The organism is Gaetbulibacter sp. M240, assembly GCF_043876815.1.
In the GTDB taxonomy this organism is placed as follows: domain Bacteria; phylum Bacteroidota; class Bacteroidia; order Flavobacteriales; family Flavobacteriaceae; genus Gaetbulibacter_A.
The window spans coordinates 287,561-304,607 of the sequence record NZ_JBAWKA010000001.1; the positions used below are offsets into that span (position 1 = coordinate 287,561).

Sequence of the window (17,047 nt, forward strand, 5' to 3'; positions counted from 1 at the left end):
AAAAGTAGGGCTTAATTCATTAAAAAAAGCATTTTGCAAAATGCTGTGTTTATTTAATGCCGCTCAAGGTTTTACAGTTTGTTTATAAAGCGTAAATTTGCGCTTTCAAAAGCGGAAGACCGAAAATGACATACGATTTCAATACGATAGAAAAGAAGTGGCAAGACTACTGGGCAGAGCATCAAACCTTTAAGGCCGAGAACCAAAGCGATAAACCCAAGTTCTATGTGCTGGATATGTTTCCATATCCCAGTGGAGCAGGGTTGCATGTGGGACATCCCTTAGGGTATATAGCCTCGGATATTTATGCGCGTTACAAGCGTCATCAGGGGTTTAATGTATTGCACCCTCAAGGTTACGATAGTTTTGGCCTTCCGGCGGAACAGTATGCTATTCAAACCGGTCAGCATCCGGCAATCACAACAGCAGAAAACATAAAAACCTATCGCCGTCAGTTGGACCAGATCGGATTCTCTTTTGATTGGTCTCGGGAGGTACGCACTTCGGATCCTAAATACTATAAATGGACACAGTGGATCTTCATTCAACTGTTCAATTCCTGGTATAATTACGATACCGATAAAGCAGAAGACATTTCAACACTAAAGAAAATATTTGCTTCAGAAGGAAATGCAAAGGTGAATTCCGCTTGCGACGATGATGTAACAATTTTTACTGCGGATGACTGGAACGGTTTTTCTTCAAAGGAACAACAAGACCTATTATTACAATACCGCTTGACCTATTTAGCGGAAACCGAAGTGAACTGGTGTCCTGAATTAGGAACGGTATTAGCAAATGATGAGATCGTAAATGGCGTTTCAGAGCGAGGTGGCCATCCGGTGATCCGAAAAAAAATGACACAATGGAGTATGCGTATTTCCGCTTACGCGGAACGTTTGCTTCAAGGTTTGAATAAGATCGATTGGACCGACGCTTTAAAGGAAAGTCAGCGCAATTGGATTGGGAAATCGGTCGGTGCGTCCGTTACTTTTAAATTGAAGAATTTCGATGAAGTTATTAGCGTTTTTACTACAAGGCCGGATACCATTTTCGGAGTAAGTTTTATGACGCTTGCTCCCGAGCATGAATTGGTTTCAAAAATCACAACGCCTGCACAAAAAGAGGCCGTAGATGCCTATGTTGAAGCTACGGCGAAACGTAGTGAGCGTGAACGTATGGCCGATGTGAAAACCATTACGGGTGTTTTTACCGGAGCTTATGCGGAGCATCCCTTCACCAAAGAGGCTATTCCGGTTTGGATCGGCGATTACGTATTGGCCGGTTACGGAACAGGAGCTGTAATGTCTGTGCCGTGTGGCGATCAGCGCGATTATGACTTTGCAAAACATTTTAAAATTCCTATTCCAAATATTTTTAAGGATGTCGATATCTCTGAAGAAGCTTACGCTGATAAGGATAAAACCATCATTTCAAACAGTGATTTTTTAAATGATTTAACGTATAAAGAAGCTACAAAAAAGATCATTGAAGCATTAGAAGAAATAGGTCAGGGAAAAGGAAAAATAAATTACCGTTTGCGCGATGCTGTGTTTAGTCGCCAACGCTATTGGGGTGAACCTTTTCCGGTTTATTATGTGGATGGGATGCCGCAGATGATCGATGAGAAATATTTACCCATCACCTTACCTGAAGTTGAAAAATATCTACCCACTGAAACCGGTGAACCACCTCTAGGCAACGCCACGGTTTGGGCCTGGGACACCCTAAAGGGTGAGTTGGCAAAAAATGAAGATATTGACCATGTTAATATATTTCCATTAGAATTGAATACCATGCCGGGTTGGGCAGGAAGTTCGCAGTATTTTAATCGCTACATGGACCCACATAATGATGAAGAGATCTTTTCTCAGGAAGCTATCAACTACTGGCAACAGGTAGATCTGTATATTGGAGGAAGCGAGCATGCTACAGGGCATTTATTGTATTCCCGATTTTGGCAGAAGTTTATGTTCGATAAAGGACTGGTGCCTTATGATGAATTTGCTAAAAAGCTTATTAATCAGGGGATGATCCTGGGGACGAGTGCTTTTGTTCACAGAATTTTTGCAAGTGCGCCTCTTTCGGGGTCTGCTCAAGAAAATGTTGAAGCAGTTCAAGGAATATTTACATCGAATATTTTTGTAACACAGAATATTGCAGAGGCTATTGAAAATGAAACTTTAAATGCTGAATTAGAAACGGAGATTCGTAAATTAATTGATGATGAAGTTTCTAATGCCAATAATAATTTAAAGGATGGTGAAGTAAAGTATGCTACTTATTACAATTCCTTTGATTCCTTACCGATTCGTGTTAAAGTGCAATACGTTAATTCATCTGACGAATTGGATATTGAGGGTTTGAAATGTGATAAAGAGTTTGGAAAAGATTTTGAAAAGGCAATTTTTATTAAAGAAAAGGATGGAACGTTTAAAGTAAAACGTGAAGTCGAAAAAATGTCCAAATCCAAATACAACGTCGTTAACCCCGATCAGATTTGTGAAAATTACGGCGCCGACAGCTTGCGTTTATATGAAATGTTCCTTGGGCCTTTAGAACAATACAAACCCTGGAATACCGCAGGAATAACAGGTGTGCATAGCTTTCTTAAGAAATTATGGAAATTGTATATGTCGGATTCCGGACTTTATGTAAGCAATGTGGAACCATCAAAAGACAGTTTAAAAACGCTACATAAGACCATTAAAAAAGTTCAGGAAGATATTGAGAACTTTTCATTCAATACGTCGGTGTCTACGTTTATGATCGCCGTAAATGAACTCACAGCTCAAAAATGTACGTCCAAGGCCATTTTAGAACCTTTATTGGTATTGATTTCACCGTATGCACCGCACATTGCCGAAGAACTATGGGAGCAGTTAGGTCATGACGAAAGTATTTCAACAGCACCATTCCCGAAATTCGACGAAAAGCATTTGGTGGAAAGCAGTAAGAACTACCCGATCTCTTTCAATGGAAAAATGCGTTTCACTATGGAATTGCCTTTGGATATGAGTAAAGAAGATATTGAAAAAGCTGTTCTGGAAAACGAGAAAACTCAAGAACAATTGGCTGGGCGCACTCCTAAAAAAGTGATTGTGGTTCCTGGAAAAATTGTCAATATAGTGGGCTAATGTTTTATTCGAAAAACAATGTTTAATTTCCACCCTATCGAAATTGTTGGTCTGCTTGCAGCCGTGTTCACCACGTCGGCCTTTGTGCCACAGGCCTACAAAACATGGAAGAGTAAAAATGTAGATTCTATCTCGCTTACTATGTATCTCACGATGTTAATTGGGGTGATTCTTTGGTTTATTTATGGCATATACATCAATAGTTTATCTATGGTTTTGGCCAATGGTGTAACGTCAATATTAGTTTTTTGTATTGTTGTCATGATCTTAAAGGATAAACCTAAGCGCTAAAACAGACCTTTTTTATACTTTCAAATTTTTGCCTTTTAACGATACTGGATTACAGAATACATAATTTAACAGTATTTTCACTAAAAGAAATCGAACAAAAAGGCCTTATCACTCAAAATATTCAATTTTTTATTTATAATTTTGCCGCAGAATTATAAAAATCAAACAACAGGTAATTATGAAAATTGGAGTTCCTATTGAGATCAAGAATAATGAAAACCGTGTGGGGATGACGCCTTCCGGTGTTTTTGAATTGACGAAACGAAATCACACGGTCTACATTCAGAAAAATGCAGGTAATAACAGTGGTTTTTTGGATGACGATTATAAAGAAGTTGGTGCTATTATTCTTGATACTATTGAAGAAGTATATGCATCTGCCGATATGATCGTAAAGGTGAAGGAACCTATTGAACCTGAGTATAAATTGATCAGAGAAGATCAGGTAGTTTTTACTTATTTCCATTTTGCTTCAAGTGAAGTACTTACCAAAGCGATGATAGAAAGTAAAGCGGTTTGTATCGCTTATGAAACTGTTGAAGATAAAGACGGTAGTTTACCATTATTGATCCCAATGTCTGAAGTTGCCGGGCGTATGTCTGTACAACAAGGCGCAAAATATCTTGAAAAACCTATTATGGGTCGTGGTATCTTATTGGGTGGCGTTCCTGGAGTACCTCCTGCCAAAGTTCTTATTTTAGGAGCCGGCGTCGTAGGGATTCAAGCAGCACGTATGGCAGCCGGTTTGGGCGCTAACGTATTTATTATGGATATCAACATGAAAGCGTTACGTTATGTAAGTGATATCATGCCGAATAACGTGATCAGTGAATTTTCAAGTGAATACAATATCAGAAAACATATCAAAGATGCCGACTTGATTATTGGTGGCGTATTAATTAAAGGCGCTAAAGCACCGAAGTTGATTACCCGTGATATGTTGAAAGAAATGCAACCCGGAACCGTCATGGTGGATGTTGCTGTAGATCAGGGAGGTTGTTTTGAAACTACCGTGCCAACCACGCATCAGGATCCTACCTATATTATTGATGATGTTGTACATTATTCGGTTGCAAATATGCCGGGAGCTGTACCTTACACCTCTACGATGGCGTTAACGAATGTTACCCTTCCTTATGTGATCAGGTTGGCTGATATGGGCTGGAAAAAAGCATGTAAAAAGAATAAATCACTGTCGAAAGGCTTGAACATCGTCAAAGGAAAAATTGTTTATCCTGAGATCGCCGAGGCGTTTGATATGAATTTGGAAACGCTTGCCAACTGACAAATTTTCACGCTTTAAAATTGGCGTTATTTTTGTTATAGTTAAAGGGTAAGAACAAATTATTATAACATATGTTAGGATACTATTTAATTATTGGAGGAATTGCCCTTGTAAGTTGGCTAGTTAGTAGCACACTGAAACGCAAGTTTGAAAAATATTCAAAAGTACAGCTCCGTAATGGTATGAGTGGTGCAGAGGTTGCCGAGAAGATGTTGTCAGACCACGGTATTACGGATGTAGAAGTGATCTCGACACCCGGACGTTTAACAGACCATTACAATCCTAAAAATAAAACCGTTAATTTAAGTGAAGCTGTTTATAACCAGCGGAATGCAGCTGCGGCTGCAGTAGCGGCTCACGAATGTGGGCATGCCGTTCAGCATGCGAAAGCTTATAGTTGGCTTACGATGCGCTCTACCTTGGTGCCTGTGGTTAGTGTGTCATCTGGAATGTCTCAGTGGTTAATTATCGGAGGTCTTATTCTTGGTGGTGCTGCCGGAGTCGGTTTAGGTTGGTATGTTGCCGCCGCAGGTGTTGCCCTTATGGGGTTTGCTACCTTGTTCAGCTTTATCACCTTACCTGTGGAATACGATGCCAGTAACCGCGCTTTGGCTTGGTTAAAGAACAGGAATATTGTAACACCCGATGAATACAAAGGCTCTGAAGACGCCTTAAAATGGGCGGCCAGAACCTATCTGGTTGCGGCCATAGGAGCACTTGCCACCCTTGTGTATTGGGCTTTACAAATATTTGGTGCTCGCGATTAAAAACAAGTATGGAAAAAATTCAAACCCTGATAGTATCTATCAGGGTTTTTTTGTGTTTTGAATTTCGATTGTACCTATGGCTTTTCCCTTAGAAACTGTATCTTTATAGTTATGCAACACACCTCAAAATTAACCCATGTTGGCACCAGTATTTTTGCCATTATGAGTCAGCTGGCTAAAGCACACCAGGCTATCGATTTATCACAGGGCTTTCCCGATTTTGAAATGGATAAAAATCTGGTAGATTTAGCCGTTCAGGCGATGCAAAAAGGATACAATCAGTATGCACCTATGCCTGGTGTTTTAGAATTGCGGTTAGCCATTTCAAAGAAATATGAATTGTTGTATGATACCAGCTATCATCCGGAAACTGAAATAACTGTTACTGCGGGTGCAACTCAGGCTATTTTTGGGGTGATTTCCACGTTTATTAAAAAGGATGATGAGGTTATTATATTTAAACCCGCCTATGATAGTTATGAACCGACTGTTGAATTAAATGGTGGTATACCAGTGTCTGTTGAATTGCGGGCTCCGAACTTTAAAGTAGATTGGAGTGTGGTAAAAAAGAAAATAACTTCTCGAACGAAAATGATTGTGATTAACACGCCTCAAAATCCTATTGGGACGGTATTTTCGGAAAGGGATATGCTAGAGTTACAAAAGCTAACAAATGATACGGATATCATGGTTTTAAGTGATGAAGTATACGAACATATCATTTTTGATGGCGAGAAACATCAAAGTGCCTGCCGCTTTCCCGGACTGAAATCACGGACATTTATTACGGCGTCTTTTGGAAAAACATTTCATAGTACCGGATGGAAGTTGGGCTATTGTTGTGCGCCAAAAGCACTTATGGAAGAATTTCGAAAAGTGCATCAATTTATGGTGTTTTGCGTGAATCATCCCACGCAGTTGGCTGTAGCCGAATACATGGCGACGCCGAAACATTATCTGGAGTTACCCACTTTCTATCAGCGAAAGCGTGATTTCTTTTTAAGTTTGATCGAATCGTCGGGCTTTACTTTTACACCCTCGAAAGGAACGTATTTTCAATTGTTGGATTATTCCAATATCACCGATGAAAATGATGAGGATTTTGCTAAAAGATTAGTTCAAGAACACCGTTTGGCATCCATTCCGATTTCGGTATTTTACAACGAAGCACCACCAACAAAAGTCTTACGTTTTTGTTTTGCAAAAAAAGAACACACTTTAGAACAAGCAGCACGAATTTTAAACTCAATTTCATCATGACAGATAGCTTAAAAATCGCTTTAATCCAGGCCGATTTGGTTTGGGAAAATCCGAAACAAAATCGTGATAATTTCACCAAAAAAATAGAGGCTATTTCAGAAGGTGTCGATATCATTATTCTGCCGGAAATGTTTTCTTCAGGCTTTACCATGAATGCTTCCGATGTCGCCGAACCAATGTCTGGTGAAACCGTAGCATGGATGAAAACCATGGCGGTGAAATCAGGTGCAGCAGTTACCGGAAGTCTGGTGATCGAGGAAAATAACAAGTATTATAACCGCATGTTGTTTGTTGAGCCGTTAGGAGCGTTTTCAATATATGATAAGCGCCACACCTTTACTTTGGTAGGCGAAGACAAGGTGTATACGGCCGGTACTGAAAAACTGATTGTGAATTATAAAGGATGGAAAATTTGCCCGTTGATATGTTACGATCTGCGCTTTCCGGTTTGGGCACGAAATACGGAAGATTACGACGTTTTAATGTATGTAGCGAATTGGCCAAAACCGCGTGTTTCAGCTTGGGACGCCCTTTTGGAAGCACGGGCTATTGAAAACATGTGTTACTGTATCGGTGTTAATCGTGTAGGAGTCGATGGTGTAAAAAGTGAATACTCCGGCCATTCTGCCGTGTATGATGTTCTGGGAAAACGCTTAACCGCTTTTGACCCTAATGAAGAGAAAACTGAAATAGTTACTTTAGAAAAACGGCATATTGAAGCGTTTCGGAATAAATTAAAGTTTTTAGATGACCGTGATACCTTTACGGTGCATTAAAATTTAATGTTGTGATCTGTCCCCAATCGGAGCGTACTTCAATATCCTGAAAATGGATCACGCGTTCGGGAGCTATCTTTTTAAGATAATTACCGGTATCATATTTTTCATTTCCATTTTTATCTTCAATCACGCGTATACTATACATGCCGGGAGCTAGATTTAAAAAATCGACACGGTTTTTACTGGCTTCATATTGCGAAGCCTTAACCACACCACTTTTGTCGGTGAGTTCAATAATTATAGGAAAGTTTGGATTCACCAGATTAAAGCGAATGGAGCCAAGATCTGAAGCATTTCTGGTACTTACCCTGAAGCTCAAACTATCATTTTTGTCACCAAAAAAATCAGTGATGGCCTCGGGTAAAACATCAATAAAATAACCGTTACCTTCGGTTTTATCGAAATAAAAATTTAAATTATTTTCAAGGGTATCAAGAGCTGTCGTAAAGGTGATGTTTGTTGAATCCTTATCCATAATACGCACCTTTGAAACATCCAAACTATCAAAGGGTGTGCTACCTGTTAGGATAAACGGTTCGTTTAATTTTAAGCCTCCCGAAGTACCTTTAATTGCTAAGGTATCCCGTTTTTGTTCACTTATTCGCACCGTAAAGTCTTTTTTGAATTTCGGTGGGTTTGTAACGGTAAACAAAAGGGTATCTGCATCCAATCGGGGGCGGTACCAATAATTTAAGGTGTCTGCTTTTGGGTCTTTGGTAACACGCGATGTAAAATCGTCAGGAACTTCAGAATTTATTTCTATAGCCATATCCTTATAATCACCTTCAAAACCAAAAGCAATTTTTTCTCCCGATAATAAACGTGGTCGCGCAGCTTCAAAATCGATTTCCTCATAAAATAATTTTAAAGTATATGAGCTATCTGTTGGTACCGTTATAAATTGTTTATGAAAAGCGATCTGATCCGTTTTTTGCTGAAATTTATTGTCGTTATTTTCATCCTTTAAAGCCATCAAAAAATAGGTTCCTGCCTTTAGATTTTCTAAGGTAAAAGTGGTTAAGCTATCCAGGGTGTTTGTTAGGTATCGTGGGGGTTGTTTGTAAACAATAGAATCATTGAAGGTAGAATCTGCTTCATATAACATAACGGAAACAAACGATTCGGGTTTACGACTTAAAGCATCAACGATCTGTCCTCTAACGGTTAATGAATCAATGTATGTACCTGTTGAAAACACATAACGATAGAAAGGGAAGGGATTGCCTTCATTATTATCTACGATACTATTTCCAAAATTAAAGGCATAGGTCGTATTGGGTTGTAAAGTGTCGAAGATCTTAATGGTGATTTCCTTACTTGCAGTACCCAAAGGGGTAATTTCAGGCTGTGTTTTCATTGGTGGTGAGATCACCAATTGTTTTTGAAGGTTGTTTAGCTTTATATACTCATCAAAATATATTTTAATTTCCCGGCTGTTAAACCCTGTACCATAATTTTCAGGCTCTGTTTTAATAACGGCAGGCGGCGTCTCATCTTTTGGGCCACCCTCAGGATTACCACGGTTAGCACAATTATTGGCTGAGATCCCAATGATGAGCGCTAAAAGGACATTTAAAAAAGCTTTTTTCACGTGTTTATTTTTATTGACTTTTAATGGTCACCAGTAACCTTTGATATTTAAAATAATAATTCTTTTGATACTTAATAATTATTTTAAATATGTCGGTTTCATTAAGAAATTAAAATTTTTTACAAACCTACATAAATTATGGATATAACGCTTGCTTTGTTATGCTATTGCCATAGTCGCAATGCTTATTTTAACGTTTTCTGCTTGTTTCAAAATGTTGATGCAACCTTCAAGAGTGGCACCCGTGGTAATGAGGTCGTCTACAATTAAAATATGTTTCCCTGAAAGTTCTTGAGGACGTTCCAAGGCGTAAAGATCATTGATGTTTTGAGCCCGTTCACTACGCGTTTTTTTAACCTGTGATTTAGTGTGAACTACTTTTAATAAAAGATCTTCCCGATATGCGGCATCCAAGGCCAGAGCGATACGTTGACCGAATTTAGTAACCTGATTGTAACCACGTTTTCGTAACTTCTTTTTGTGCATGGGCACCGGAATAACGACATCGATGGTCTGCCATTCCGGGAGATTTTTTAGTTCACCGCCCAGCCAATCGCCCAAAACTTCCCCGATATATTGGTGGCCTTTGTATTTGAGTTCATGGATGAGTTGTTGCACCAGTCCTTTTTTTTCAAACCGAAACAAGGCTGTGCCTTGCTCAATATCCGCACGGCCATAAAGCACTTTTTTTATAGCGGGATTATGGTCGAAGTGAAAATTGGTTATCGGTAAGGCGTTACGACAATGTATGCAAATAGCATCTTCTTGAGCCATAAGTGGTTGGTAACACGCATAGCATACTTTTGGGAAAAACAGGTTAAGTAAAGACTGTAGCATTTGGGAAAAACTTGGTCATGGTATAAACTTAGAAAAAATAAAAGGATTTAACCGTGTTATTTTTTAATAAGACGCACTTTATTTATGGCGGTTTTATATTTTTGCACCATGGTAAATCAAGATGATCAATTTAAGAAAGTAATCTCTCATGCAAAGGAGTATGGTTACGTGTTCCAGAGTAGTGATATTTACGATGGATTAAGCGCAGTTTATGATTACGCACAGAACGGGGCAGAGTTAAAGAAAAATATTCGTGAATACTGGTGGAAAGCCATGGTGCAGATGAATGAGAATATTGTGGGGATAGATGCTGCCATTTTTATGCATCCGACCACATGGAAAGCTTCCGGGCACGTTGATGCCTTTAATGACCCTTTGATTGATAATAAAGATTCTAAAAAACGCTACCGCGCTGATGTACTTATTGAAGACTATTGTGCTAAGGTGGAAGCTAAAATTGATAAAGAGGTCGCTAAAGCGGAAAAACGTTTTGGCGATGCATTTGATAAAGCCCAGTTTGTGGCTACTAATCCTCGTGTTTTAAGATATCAGGAAACCATAGATACCACTTTATCACGTATGGCCAAATCGTTGGAAAAGGAGGATCTAGCCGATGTGAAAGCCTTAATTGAAGAATTGGAAATTTCAGATCCTTTAACCGGCAGTAAAAATTGGACTGATGTAAAGCAGTTCAATTTGATGTTCGGAACTAAACTAGGGGCTTCGGCTGAAAATGCGATGGATCTGTATTTACGTCCTGAAACGGCTCAAGGTATTTTTGTTAATTTTTTAAATGTACAAAAGACCGGGCGTATGAAAATTCCGTTTGGGATCGCTCAAACCGGAAAAGCTTTTAGAAACGAAATTGTAGCCCGTCAGTTTATTTTTAGAATGCGTGAGTTCGAGCAGATGGAAATGCAGTTTTTTATCAAACCGGGAACCCAGAAAGAATGGTATGACTACTGGAAGGAAACCCGTTTGAAATGGCATTTGTCTCTGGGAATGGGAAAAGAAAATTACCGTTTTCACGACCATGAAAAATTAGCGCATTACGCTGATGCCGCTGCTGATATTGAGTTTAAATTCCCATTTGGTTTTAAAGAACTGGAAGGGATTCATTCGCGTACTGATTTCGATCTTAAAGCACATGAAGAATACTCCGGTAAAAAATTACAGTATTTTGATCCTGAAGAAAATAGAAGTTATGTGCCTTACGTACTGGAGACTTCCATTGGTCTGGATCGTATGTTTCTAGCGGTATTTTCGAATGCCTTGGAGGATGAAGAATTGGATAATGGTACAACCAGAACCGTGTTAAAATTGCCAAGTGTTTTGGCGCCAACCAAAGCCGCTGTTTTACCTTTGGTTAAAAAGGATGGTTTACCAGAGATCGCTCAACAGATTATTGAAGATTTGAAATGGGATTTTAATGTGTTCTATGATGAAAAGGATGCTGTTGGAAAACGTTACCGTCGTCAGGATGCCATTGGAACGCCTTTCTGTATTACCGTAGATCACGATACTTTGAAAGACAAAACTGTGACTATTCGCTACCGTGATAGTATGGAACAGGAACGCGTGAAGATCGATGATCTGCGTGATCTGATTAAAAAAGAAGTGGATATGGGTAATTGGTTGATGAAAATCAAATAATCCTTCTTGATATAAAATAAAAAAGCCGAAACGTTAGTTTCGGCTTTTTTTTATACGGCAATTTGCCGGTCTATCTGTTGATCTAGAGATATTAAGGATTCGGTGCGTAGCACTCCCGAAATGGACTGAATATCTTTGTTGAGTAAATGCATGAGATGCGCATTATCAAAGCAAAGGATCTTGATGAAAATATTCCATTGGCCGGTGGTATAATGGCATTCGGTGACCTCGGGCATTTTTCTGAGGGTTCGCACAACATCTTCGTAGTTAATAGCTTTGTCCAAATAAATGCCTACAAAAGCCAGAGTGGAATAGCCTAGAACCTTGGGATTCAATATAAATTTGGATCCTACCAAAAGCTTTGATTTTTCCAGTTTTCTTAATCGTTGGTGAATGGCTGCCCCTGAGATACCTACATTACGGGCGATTTCCAGGATTGGTGTACGGGCATCAGTTGTTAGAGCCCTTAGGATTTTTTTGTCGATACCGTCTATAATAACGGTCTTACTTTTAAGCTTCATGTCGGTTTAGTTTCGTTTTAAAAGCAAAAATAATAATTAACTTTTAATTTGAAACTTTTTTTACGTCAGGGATTGTAGCAACTACCGTGTAGTGAGGAAAGCCCGACCCGCAGGGTAACGCCCAAAGCCTAACTATTTAAAGGATTGTAGCCTAAATAAGGAACTTCTTTCTCGTTGAATTTAATATTGAAATTTTTTAATTCGGTCAAAATAGGTTCGTAAACTTCTTTGGTGATCGGAATGTGCACGCCTGGCGTAGTAATCTTATTATTTAGGATAGCTAGTGTAGCCATGGCGACCGGAAGGCCTACGGTTTTGGCCATGGCAGTATAAGTCTGATTTTCACCGATACACACCATATTAGATTCTATCTGGTGTTTTTTGCCATTCTTTTCGTAACCAAACTTATGGTACATCACAATCATGTCTTTGTCATCATGATCCAGGGTCCAGCTGTCGCTTAGGATCTTTTCCAAGACCTGAGCTGGTGTAGCCTTTTTTAAACCAACTTTTTTGGTGGCATCAAAAAGATTAAGTTCAATAAGTTTGTCCCAGACAATATCATCCTGATCGATCTTTAACTGATGACGCAGTTTAAGCTCAACGGAATCGGTTGGGCTATACGGCAAAAAGGCGTTAACAAAATCGCGGTAACTCATATTTTCACTGTCGTCAATGGTGTAACTGTCGTCTGTCATACCAAGCGTAACAAATATATTCCAGGCACGGCTAAAGCCCACACGTCGCATGGTCCCACGGTATAGTGTTTTGGTATTGTCTAGGCCATATGCGCTTTGATATTTTAGTGAATCGCGATTGGCGTAGGCTTCAAAACGGCCAAAATTTTCGATATCTAAAAACTCGGTACGTCGAAAGAGACGCTGATAGGGAATATATTTATAAGACCCTTCCTGTAAAAATTTTGCAGCACCACCTTGGCCGGCAACCACGACGTTTCGGGGATTCCAGGTAAATTTGTAGTTCCATAAATTATCATCGCTTTCGGGTGCTACCAAACCACCACAGAAGGACTCGAATAAAATAATTTTTCCGCCGCTTTCGCGAATACGGTCTATAACCTGCATGGCGCTCATATGGTCAATACCCGGATCGACGCCTATTTCATTCATTAAAATAACACCTTCCTGTTGCGCAGATTCATGAAGCTCCTGCATCTCATTACTTACATAAGATGCTGTTACCATATGTTTTTTGAATCTAATACAATCTCTGGCGACCTCAATATGAAAGCGTGCCGGAAGCATGGAAATAACAATATCAGCGGCCCTTATGGCCTTTTCTCTCTCGGGTGCATTAAAGACATCGAGAATTATAACCTCGGCATTGGAGTGTTTATTTACTAGGGAATTAGCATGATCCGTATTCAGATCGGCCACGGTTACAAACAAATTTTCGGAGTTTGAATTGTCTAAAAGGTATTTTAAAAGGTATGAGGTGGATTTTCCGGAACCTATTATCAAAATCTTTCGCATAAGTAATTTTAGTTAAGTACTTTTGTATATCTAATGTAGTTATTTTAACTACTTTTTTGATACCATACATGAATAAAACTATTTTATTAACGGCATCAGCTTTTGGTTTTATCGGCATTATTTTAGGAGCCTTCGCTGCTCACGGTTTGAAGCAACTTATTCCTGCTGAATCGGTAACCAGTTTTGAGACTGGTGTGCGTTACCAAATATATCATGCCTTTTTCCTTTTGTTTTTAGGTTTGACCCCGTTTTTGAACGAAAAAAGCAAAAAATTCATGTATTGGCTCACCCTTTTTGGGGTTCTTTTTTTCTCAGGATCCATTTACGGATTGGCAACCAATAGCTTGTATGCTTTCGACTTTAGCGCTTTGGCATTTATTACGCCGATTGGTGGCTTATTGCTCATTTTGACCTGGGGGCTTCTTTTTGCTAATTTGCTAAAATTAAAGCCTAAAAATAATAATTTATAAATATTAAACATTAATAATATTATATTTTTGCGATATAATTAAAATCAATTCAAACAATGCCTAATTCTGATCAACTTACTACAACGATTTCGTTAGAAGCTTACGGAATAAAAAATGCAAAAGTAAAGTACCAATTATCCCCTGAAAAACTACAGGCCTTAACTGTTAATAAAGGACAAGGCGTGGAAACCGCTTCAGATGTTTTAGCAGTGAATACCGGGGAGTTTACAGGGCGCTCACCAAAAGACCGTTTTATTGTAAAGGATGATATAACGGCCGACAAGGTTTGGTGGGGTGATATAAATATTCCCTTCGACCCGGAGAAATTTGATGCCTTATATGATAAAGTAACGGATTATCTTTCTGAAAAAGATATTTTCGTGCGGGATAGTTACGCTTGTGCAGATCCGAAATACCGATTGAATATTCGTGTCATCAATGAATACCCTTGGAGTAATATGTTTGCTTATAACATGTTTTTGCGTCCAACCGATGATGAGTTGGAGGATTTTGATCCCGAATGGCTTGTTGTGAATGCCCCGGGATTTATGGCCGACCCCAAAGTTGATGGTACACGCCAGCATAATTTTGCCATCTTAAATTTCACTAAAAAAATAGCCTTGATTGGTGGTACAGGGTATACCGGAGAAATAAAAAAAGGTATATTCTCTGCTTTGAACTTTATCCTTCCTGTGTATAAAAACACCTTGCCAATGCACTGTAGTGCCAATGTTGGTAAAAATGAAGATACTGCCATTTTCTTCGGCCTTTCCGGAACAGGTAAAACGACCTTGTCAACCGACCCGAACCGAAGTCTGATTGGTGATGATGAGCATGGCTGGACAAATGAGAATACCGTTTTTAATTTTGAAGGCGGCTGCTATGCTAAGGTTATTAATCTTTCAAAAGAGCATGAACCTGAAATATATGATGCCATTAAAAAAGGCGCTATTTTAGAAAATGTGATCCTTGATGATCATGGCGAAGTTGATTTTGAAGATACATCTATCACCCAAAATACGCGGGTGAGTTATCCGATTGATCATATTGAGAATGTCAGAAAACCCTCTATTGGTCGAAACCCTAAAAATATATTCTTTTTAACCGCAGATGCTTTTGGTGTGATTCCACCAATTTCGAAATTGACACCTGCTCAGGCAGCCTATCATTTTATATCCGGTTATACAGCTAAGGTCGCTGGAACAGAAGCCGGTGTGGTAGAACCCGTACCTAGCTTTTCAGCCTGTTTTGGCGCTCCTTTCATGCCCTTGCATCCGGCTAAATACGCTGAAATGCTGAGTAAAAAAATGAAAACCAGTGGTGTTAATGTTTGGCTGGTAAATACCGGATGGACCGGAGGTCCGTACGGCGTTGGTACCCGAATGAAACTTAAATATACACGAGCTATGATCAATGCTGTATTGAATGGTGATCTGGGATTATATAATTATGATGATTACCATATTCATTCCGTATTTGGCGTGGCCCAACCCCGTGAATGTCCTGGTGTTCCTACAAGTGTGTTGAGTCCGCGAGCAACCTGGAATAACGACAAGGCCTATTATGAAACCGCCTTTAAGTTAACTAATGCATTTCGAGAAAACTTTAAGAAATTTGAGATGCATTGTAATGAAGAAATTCGGCGTGGTGGTCCTCAGCGCTATGCTTTTTAAAATAAAAAAAACCCCAATAAGAACTATTGGGGTTTTTTATTTTGGTTGTGGTTGGTTTGTATTATAGAATGATAATTAAAAGCAAAATAATAATAATGGCACCGGTAGAAATGTAAAGGCCATTTCCTGAAGATCGGAGTTCTCTTTTAATGGTCCGTACTTCTGTGCGAAGTTCTTTGCGCTCTGCACGAGATAAATCAGATTTATCCATGTCTTTTATTTCCTCAATACGGTCAAGCATGGTTTTAACTTCTACTGGAATTTCTGTTTTTTCAGTGGTATTTGGTCCGGGATTGGTTTCAGTGGCCATTGCCGAATTTGGAAGCATTACCAATGATAACACCAATAGGGATAAGCAAAGCAGCTGTTTTTTCATAATGAAAAGTTTTAAACGTTAGTGTTATAAATGTACAATTTAAAATTGACATTTGAACGCGTTAATGATTTTAAGAAACTTTAAATGGGAGTAGTAGAAAAACAAACCGCCCGATTTTTTAAAAAATCGGGCGGTTATAAGTATAATATTCCAAGGATTATTTTCCCTTATTTACTTTATCAATATATTTTTGTAAAGCCATGGTCATAGAAGGCGTTTCCGGTGTTGGTGCGGCAATATCCACACGTAAACCTTTTTCTTCAACAGCTTTAATGGTGGTATTTCCAAAAACTGCAATACGGGTATCATTCTGTTTGAAATCCGGGAAGTTCTGGAAAAGTGATTCGATTCCGGAAGGGCTGAAAAATACGAGTACATCGTAATATACATTGGCCAGATCCGACAGGTCACTAACCACAGTTTTATAGAAAGTCGCCTGTTTCCAGTCGATATTTAAGTTGTCTAAGGTTTCTGGAACTAAGGGTTTAACCTTATCCGTAGTAGGCAACAAAAACTTTTCGTCTTTGTATTTTTTAATCAAAGGCGCTAATTCTGGGAAAGTTCGTTTGCCCACATAGATCTTACGTTTTCTATAAACGACATATTTTTGAAGGTAGTAGGCTACAGCTTCCGATTGGCAGAAATACTTCATGGTATCTGGTACCGTAAAACGCATCTCTTTAGCTACTCTAAAAAAGTGATCTACCGCGTTCCTACTTGTTAAAATAATGGCAGTATACTTCGCTAAATCGACTTTTTGTTGTCTGATTTCTTTTGCCGATACACCCTCTACATGTATAAAAGGTCTGAAGTCAATTTTAACCTTTTGTTTTTCTTGTAATTCAAAATAAGGCGAATTCTCAATTTTAGGTTCCGGCTGAGATACTAAAATGGTTTTCACTTTCATAGGTTCG

At 39.0% G+C, this 17,047-nt stretch carries 15 protein-coding genes; 9 read left to right on the forward strand and 6 right to left on the reverse strand.

Annotated features, from left to right (window positions below; genetic code table 11):
• The first annotated feature begins 125 nt into the window (after positions 1–125).
• From V8G61_RS01320 to V8G61_RS01345, 6 genes are all read left to right on the forward strand, one after another.
• Positions 126–3,137, forward strand: coding sequence for a leucine--tRNA ligase (locus tag V8G61_RS01320; RefSeq protein WP_394873623.1), 3,012 nt, complete (start codon positions 126–128; stop codon positions 3,135–3,137).
• A gap of 18 nt (positions 3,138–3,155) precedes the next feature.
• Positions 3,156–3,428 carry a SemiSWEET family sugar transporter gene (locus V8G61_RS01325; protein ID WP_394873624.1) on the forward strand — a complete coding sequence of 91 codons (273 nt, stop codon included), beginning with the start codon at positions 3,156–3,158 and terminating at the stop codon, positions 3,426–3,428.
• A 178-nt stretch (positions 3,429–3,606) separates the two neighbouring features.
• Positions 3,607–4,713 carry an alanine dehydrogenase gene (gene ald, locus V8G61_RS01330; RefSeq protein WP_394873625.1) on the forward strand — a complete coding sequence of 369 codons (1,107 nt, stop codon included), beginning with the start codon at positions 3,607–3,609 and terminating at the stop codon, positions 4,711–4,713.
• Between the two features lie 71 nt (positions 4,714–4,784).
• Positions 4,785–5,480 carry a zinc metallopeptidase gene (locus V8G61_RS01335; RefSeq protein ID WP_394873626.1) on the forward strand — a complete coding sequence of 232 codons (696 nt, stop codon included), beginning with the start codon at positions 4,785–4,787 and terminating at the stop codon, positions 5,478–5,480.
• 111 nt (positions 5,481–5,591) lie between these two features.
• On the forward strand, positions 5,592–6,740 hold the full coding sequence (locus V8G61_RS01340; RefSeq protein ID WP_394873627.1) for a methionine aminotransferase: 1,149 nt from the start codon (positions 5,592–5,594) through the stop codon (positions 6,738–6,740).
• Positions 6,737–7,516 (forward strand): amidohydrolase, encoded by a 780-nt coding sequence (locus tag V8G61_RS01345; RefSeq protein ID WP_394873628.1) that lies wholly within the window; start codon positions 6,737–6,739, stop codon positions 7,514–7,516. Before V8G61_RS01340 ends, V8G61_RS01345 begins: the two co-directional genes overlap by 4 nt.
• Here the strand turns inward: V8G61_RS01345 and V8G61_RS01350 are convergent.
• Both V8G61_RS01350 and V8G61_RS01355 read right to left on the reverse strand, forming a co-directional pair.
• Positions 7,503–9,110: an Ig-like domain-containing protein gene (locus tag V8G61_RS01350; protein WP_394873629.1), complete on the reverse strand. Its 1,608-nt coding sequence runs from the start codon at positions 9,108–9,110 to the stop codon at positions 7,503–7,505. The genes V8G61_RS01345 and V8G61_RS01350 overlap by 14 nt on opposite strands.
• A 159-nt stretch (positions 9,111–9,269) precedes the next feature.
• Positions 9,270–9,947, reverse strand: coding sequence for a ComF family protein (locus tag V8G61_RS01355; protein WP_394873630.1), 678 nt, complete (start codon positions 9,945–9,947; stop codon positions 9,270–9,272).
• A 108-nt stretch (positions 9,948–10,055) separates the two neighbouring features.
• Here V8G61_RS01355 and V8G61_RS01360 point away from each other — a divergent pair, with 108 nt between their 5' ends.
• Positions 10,056–11,600 carry a glycine--tRNA ligase gene (locus V8G61_RS01360; RefSeq protein ID WP_394873631.1) on the forward strand — a complete coding sequence of 515 codons (1,545 nt, stop codon included), beginning with the start codon at positions 10,056–10,058 and terminating at the stop codon, positions 11,598–11,600.
• A gap of 50 nt (positions 11,601–11,650) precedes the next feature.
• On the opposite strand, the gene V8G61_RS01365 is transcribed toward V8G61_RS01360, so the two are convergent.
• Together V8G61_RS01365 and V8G61_RS01370 are read right to left on the reverse strand one after the other, a co-directional pair.
• Complete coding sequence (locus V8G61_RS01365; RefSeq protein WP_394873632.1) at positions 11,651–12,121, reverse strand: Lrp/AsnC family transcriptional regulator; 471 nt, start codon at positions 12,119–12,121, stop codon at positions 11,651–11,653.
• Between the two features lie 128 nt (positions 12,122–12,249).
• Positions 12,250–13,614 (reverse strand): saccharopine dehydrogenase family protein, encoded by a 1,365-nt coding sequence (locus tag V8G61_RS01370; protein WP_394873633.1) that lies wholly within the window; start codon positions 13,612–13,614, stop codon positions 12,250–12,252.
• A 68-nt stretch (positions 13,615–13,682) separates the two neighbouring features.
• On the opposite strand from V8G61_RS01370, the gene V8G61_RS01375 reads away from it, so the two are divergent.
• On the forward strand, positions 13,683–14,084 hold the full coding sequence (locus V8G61_RS01375; protein ID WP_394873634.1) for a DUF423 domain-containing protein: 402 nt from the start codon (positions 13,683–13,685) through the stop codon (positions 14,082–14,084).
• 56 nt (positions 14,085–14,140) lie between these two features.
• The gene (gene pckA, locus V8G61_RS01380; RefSeq protein WP_394873635.1) at positions 14,141–15,757 is read left to right on the forward strand and encodes a phosphoenolpyruvate carboxykinase (ATP); all 1,617 of its coding nucleotides are present in this window, start codon (positions 14,141–14,143) and stop codon (positions 15,755–15,757) included.
• 61 nt (positions 15,758–15,818) lie between these two features.
• On the opposite strand, the gene V8G61_RS01385 is transcribed toward pckA, so the two are convergent.
• Positions 15,819–16,133, reverse strand: coding sequence for a hypothetical protein (locus tag V8G61_RS01385; protein ID WP_394873636.1), 315 nt, complete (start codon positions 16,131–16,133; stop codon positions 15,819–15,821).
• Positions 16,134–16,290: 157 nt separating this feature from the next.
• Positions 16,291–17,040, reverse strand: coding sequence for a uroporphyrinogen-III synthase (locus tag V8G61_RS01390; protein ID WP_394873637.1), 750 nt, complete (start codon positions 17,038–17,040; stop codon positions 16,291–16,293).
• Positions 17,041–17,047 lie beyond the last annotated feature (7 nt).